Origin of the sequence: Actinoallomurus sp. NPDC052308, assembly GCF_040679195.1 — a bacterium.
In the GTDB taxonomy this organism is placed as follows: Bacteria; Actinomycetota; Actinomycetes; order Streptosporangiales; family Streptosporangiaceae; genus Actinoallomurus; species Actinoallomurus liliacearum.
Genome location: NZ_JBFAUM010000032.1, coordinates 1 through 5,044, shown reverse-complemented (window position 1 = coordinate 5,044; position 5,044 = coordinate 1). Strand labels below are relative to the sequence as shown.

The window sequence follows — 5,044 nt, the reverse complement described above, 5'->3', positions numbered from 1 at the left end:
CCGGTGATCCATCGACATCCAGTGGCAAGTCATCGGGCTATGAAGGCGTTGACAGGCGATTGGGGCCAGGCAACCCGGAAAGCGAGAACATCCCGGGAGTTTCCGGTCGAGAACGTGCCGAACAAGTAACCGACCAGATGAATCGCCCGCCTGCCGCCGATGGGAAGAGGTCACCCGCCGTCAGGCCCCCGCGAACCGGTAAGGGCTTCGGCGGTGACCCAATGACCATGGACGACCTCGGCGGCGGCGGTGGCGCGGGAGCAACAGAATCCAAGTCCGGCTACACGACGACGCGCAACGGCCCCAGCAGCCAAACGCTCTTGGAGACTCCCGCGCCTGGCGCGAGGCAGCCCACGACAGGGGCGGAGTCCTCACATGGTGGCCCTGCGGGTGTAGGCGAGGGAGATCGGGAGGGAACTCCTGCGCTCTCACGCGAGAACGAAACGACAGGACCGGCCACCGAGCACCCGCCGGCCGGTGACTCCGCGGAGACGGCCGCGCCGGAATCCCATCAGACGGTCGGCCGAGCGGACGATGGACCGGCTCCCGCCGATGGAACTCCTTCCCTGAGCCCGGTGAGTCCGTTGAGCCCGGGGAGTCCGCGGACTCCCCTGAGCCGATTGAGCCCGGTAAGCCCGATGAGCCCGGCGAGTCACTCGGCGCCGGAGAGCGGCCGATCGCCCTCGGCGCAGGACGCGGCGGTGAGTTCGCCGGCGGCCGGCGATCGGGTGGTCGTCTTCGGCCGGATCGAGCCGAGCGATTACGGCGATGACGGCTTCGTCGTCGACGGTCAGTCCGCCCCGTTGGCTCCCGATGAGTTCGCCGCGTGGATCCAGGAGCAGCCCGAGTACGCGGCGGGTGTTCCCGTCGTCCTGCTGGCCGATGACGCGCATTGGTTCGCGTTCGCCGTCGCGCCGATTCTCGGCGCGACGGTGACCGGACCGGGGGGCGACGTCTTGTCGCTGCCGACCGGTGATCTGGTGGCCGGGACGCTGCGGCGGGAGCCGGACGGCGGACTGCGGATCGACGATGCGCCGAACGACGGCTGGTACACCTATGGGCCGGACGGTGACCTCACCGGTCGGGTCCGCACCCTGCCCGACTCCGGGGCCTTCCTGCGCGACCAGGCGATCGCCGCGACGGCGACTGGCCGACCGGTCGGCATCTGGCGATCGACGGCCGGTCCGAAGAACGCCGGTGAGAGTCCAGCCATGACTTCCGGTATGCCCGCCGGATCGGCGGCGGAGCCGCACGCCGGACAGGCCGGGGCGCCGAGCCCCGGTCCGGCGGACGGCGGCGCAGCGGCGCAGCGCGGTCATGGCCTGGCACACGATCACCTGCCCGTGGGCGGACCGTCGGCGGTCACGCCCCGGGTCGAGAAGGTCGTGGGCGAGTCCACGACGCCGGAGCGGCCTTCGTCCACGGAGAAACAGGCCACTTCCGGGGCCGGCGGCGGAACGGCCCGGCGCTTGGATCCGGATCACGCCTGGAACCGGCTCCTTGATCCTGCGATCAGCGCGGAACGCCGTCAGGAGGCGCTCGACCAGGCGGCCAAACTGGTCGAGGAACGTATCCGGCAGGTGCGCCCGGGGGAGAACCCGAGGGGAGCTGTGTCCCGCCCCGATGAGGTCGTCGTCCTGGTCGCCGCGGAGTACCTACGCGGCCCTCGGTCGGCCGGCGCGCTGACCAATCTCCTGATCTCCGACGGAGCACGTCCCCGTCCGACGGTCGTCGGCCCGGCACAGCACGCGGGAGCCGACGACGTGGCGGCCCCGCTTACCGAAGCGGTGCCCGAGCCGCAGTCGAAGCCTGTGGCGGATGCGCCCGAGTCGGTCGCCGGCCCCGGCGGGGCCCCGGCGCGGGCGACTGCCCCACGCCCGGCCGTCGAGGTGCCGGACATCGCCATCGTGCCCCCGGACGACGAACGCGGGGCCGGCGAGCGCGGCACGCCGACCGTCCGGATCACCGGCACGGCTGCGGGCGAACGGCCCGACCCCCGCGATGAACCTGCTCCGGCGGCCACGGCACCGCCGCGCCTGCCGATCGAGGATGTGCTCGACCAGACGCGTGCGATCGATGTCGACGGCCGTCCGGTGGCGGTTCTGCTGCCCGGGGCGCCGGAGGAGGCCGCGCCGGACGCGCTCATCGCCAGGATGAGGGATCTGGCCGGCGCGCTCCCCGAGAGCGGCGTGTTCGTCTTCGGGACCGTGCGGGACGGCCGGGTGATGGCCGGCGAACAGGAGATCCCGGTGGAGGCGGTGGCGGCGGCGATCGACCACCGCGCCTTCGGCCTGATCCCGCATCTTCGGATCGACGGTGGCGCGAGTCTGGCCGAGCCGCTGTCGAAGCTCCTGAACCGGCCGGTCCGTGACGGCCTCGTCTCGGAGGTGGAAGCGGGCCCCGAGGCGGACCAGGGTCCCACCCCGTCCACCTCCGTGATGCCGGAGAGCGAGGGGCGGCCGCTGGAGCCGTCTCCTGCGGCAGCCGCGCTCTCTGCCGAGGACGTGCCTCCGCCGGTGCCGCCGTCTCCTCCGGGGAGTACGCCTCCTTCGGCGGAGCCGCCCGTGGTGGAGCCGATCGCGGATCCGATGGTCCGTTCGATCGGTGTGCCGCGTGCGGCCCTGCCGCAGATGCCGGCGCTGCTGCGGCGGATCCGGCAGGCGCTGGACGAGGCCGGGGTGAACCACACCGAGAACGAGCTGACCCTGCTGACGCAACGTCTGCTGGCCAATTACCGGTACCTCGGCATGCACGACGCGGCCGGCGAGACCGGCGACAGCGGTCTGCAGGTGCCGATCGGCGATGGCGAGGTGCTGGTCACCCTCGATGCCACCGACCCGTACGAGGAGCGGAACCCGGCCGGGGCCACGCTCACGCCGTCCGGCCTGCCTCCGGTGGAGGGGGGACACCAGGCGGTCGGCACCATCAACTCGGTGTTCGCGACCGGCGCGCACGCCCAGTCGCAGAGCGGGCAGCTGGGTGCGACCCGTGGCGCGCTCTCGGCGAGCCTCGGTGTCCCGGTGGCGCCCGGTGTGATCGTGAGGGGTGGCGTCTCGATCTCCGGTACGGCCAACCAGTCGAACCGGTCCGACACGCACATCGCCGATGCCGAGGGCGGTCACGTCGAGGACAACCGCACCGCGCACAAGCTGATCGCCTACACGGCGAAGTGGTCGTTCAAGGTGCGTACGGACGATGAGCAGAGCTGGGCACGGACGCCCGTCCAACGGCTGGACGACCCGACCGACGAGCGCCTGTTCCTCTGGATTCCGGATCACTATCTGGAGAAGTCCCCAGCGGACCAGGTGATCGCGACCGGTGAGGCGGTCAAGGTCGACAAGCTGCCGTCGTACTTCTCGGCCTCCGGCCTGACGAACCTCCCCCGGCTGTTCGACGAGATCGCGGCGGTCCTGCGGGAGAAGGGGCTGCCGCTGCCGATGGGCAGCTCGATCCGTCAGGAGTTGCTGCAGAAGCTGTGGAACCTGGACATGCACCTGGACGCGGCGGTCAACACCGCTCGCGGGTACCGGTTCAGGCTGCACAGCGAGCATGGGCGGCCGATGGCGGCGGTGTCGGTGCGGTCCGAGCGGCTGGCCGGCGCCCCGCGGGTCGGTGCGACCAGCGACAAGTCTCACATCGAGAACGTACGGACCGCCATCGACGGCTGGAGCGGCGGCCACACCATCGGCAACGCCAGCGCGCTGACGTTCCCGAGCGCCGAGGTCGACCTGGGGGCGCCGGTCACGGGGCTGGAGAAGGCCGGCCTGGGCATCGCCGGCTACCTGTCGTACTCGTCGTCGAACACCGACGGGATCTCGGCCGGGCGGACCGGTCTGCACGTGCTGGTGCCGCGTGACACCTCGTACACCAACGCGTACGACATGTCGTTCACGCATCGGGCGACGGTCAGCGTCCGTGGTGACGAGGACAGGCGGGCGCCGAAGACGACCGGCCCGGTCCCCGGCAGGGCGCTGGTCCGGGTGCCGGAGGCGGCCGCGTACGAGCACGGTCTGCCGGTCGACCGGGAGGCGCTGAAGAACCCGCCGGCCCAGGGCGGCACCGTGCCGTACGAGCCGAACGCGATCCGGGGCACCGGCCGGGGCCCGAACGACCCGGACACCAAGCCCGTGCCGCACTACGTCGCGGAGGGCAAGGGCGTCGGAATGGGTCTGGTCATGGTGGCCGAAGGGACCGTCGAGGAGATCCGGAACGCGCTCACGGCAGAGCTGTCCGGGACGGGGTTCCTGCCCGCGGACGGGGACGACCCGTTCGAGGGGTACACGTGGTACGGGCACGGCAACAGGCTCGACAGCCTGGTCGACAGCGAAGAACTGTTCGACAAGATGGTCTCCAGCCGTGGCCTGGACTCCCACTACGACCAGATCCACCAGGACGGCATGACGTTCACGCTCCGCAAGCGCCGCGGCGGCATGGGCGTGGACCTGGACGTCGATTCGGCGAAGGTCACCATCAAGGCGCGGAAGAACCCCGCGCACGAGCCGGAGTTCATCCGCAGTACCGACCAGTTCCACACGGTCAACCTGGCGATGGGCATGGACAGCGCGGGTGCGTCCGTCGGCCACTCGCGGAAGGTCGCGGCGGGTTTCAAGTTCAAGGGGCTCTTCCAGTCGCTCAAGACGGCGATGATGGGCGTCGAGTTCCAGCGGAGCGTCGGTGCCTCCGACGCGGTGGGCTTCCTCAACAACCGTCCCGAACTCCTGGAGTACCCCGGCAAGGTCGACGAGTTCGCGCTGACCAGCGACTATGAGATCACCGTCGAGTACCAGCACTCCGGTGTGCAGGGCAGGGTCCGCAAGAGCGTCCGCGACCCGGACCCGATCACGGTCGAGAACCAGACCGCCCTGGCCTATCTGCTGCCGCTCGGCACCGAGGAAGGCCCGATATCGGAGGGACCGACGCCGGCCGAGGTCCTCGAACAGGGCGTCGTCTACTTCGTGGACACCACCGGCGTCCGGGGCGCCGTCACGGCGCTGGGGCGGATGACGGATCCGGCCGGTACGGCGTCCGCGGCCCGGGACACCTT

The 5,044-nt window shown here is 71.1% G+C and carries 1 pseudogene; it reads left to right on the top strand.

The features are described 5' to 3' along the window. Positions 1-701: 701 nt before the first annotated feature. Positions 702-5,044: pseudogene (locus AB0L00_RS39620) on the top strand (hypothetical protein); the annotation flags it as partial.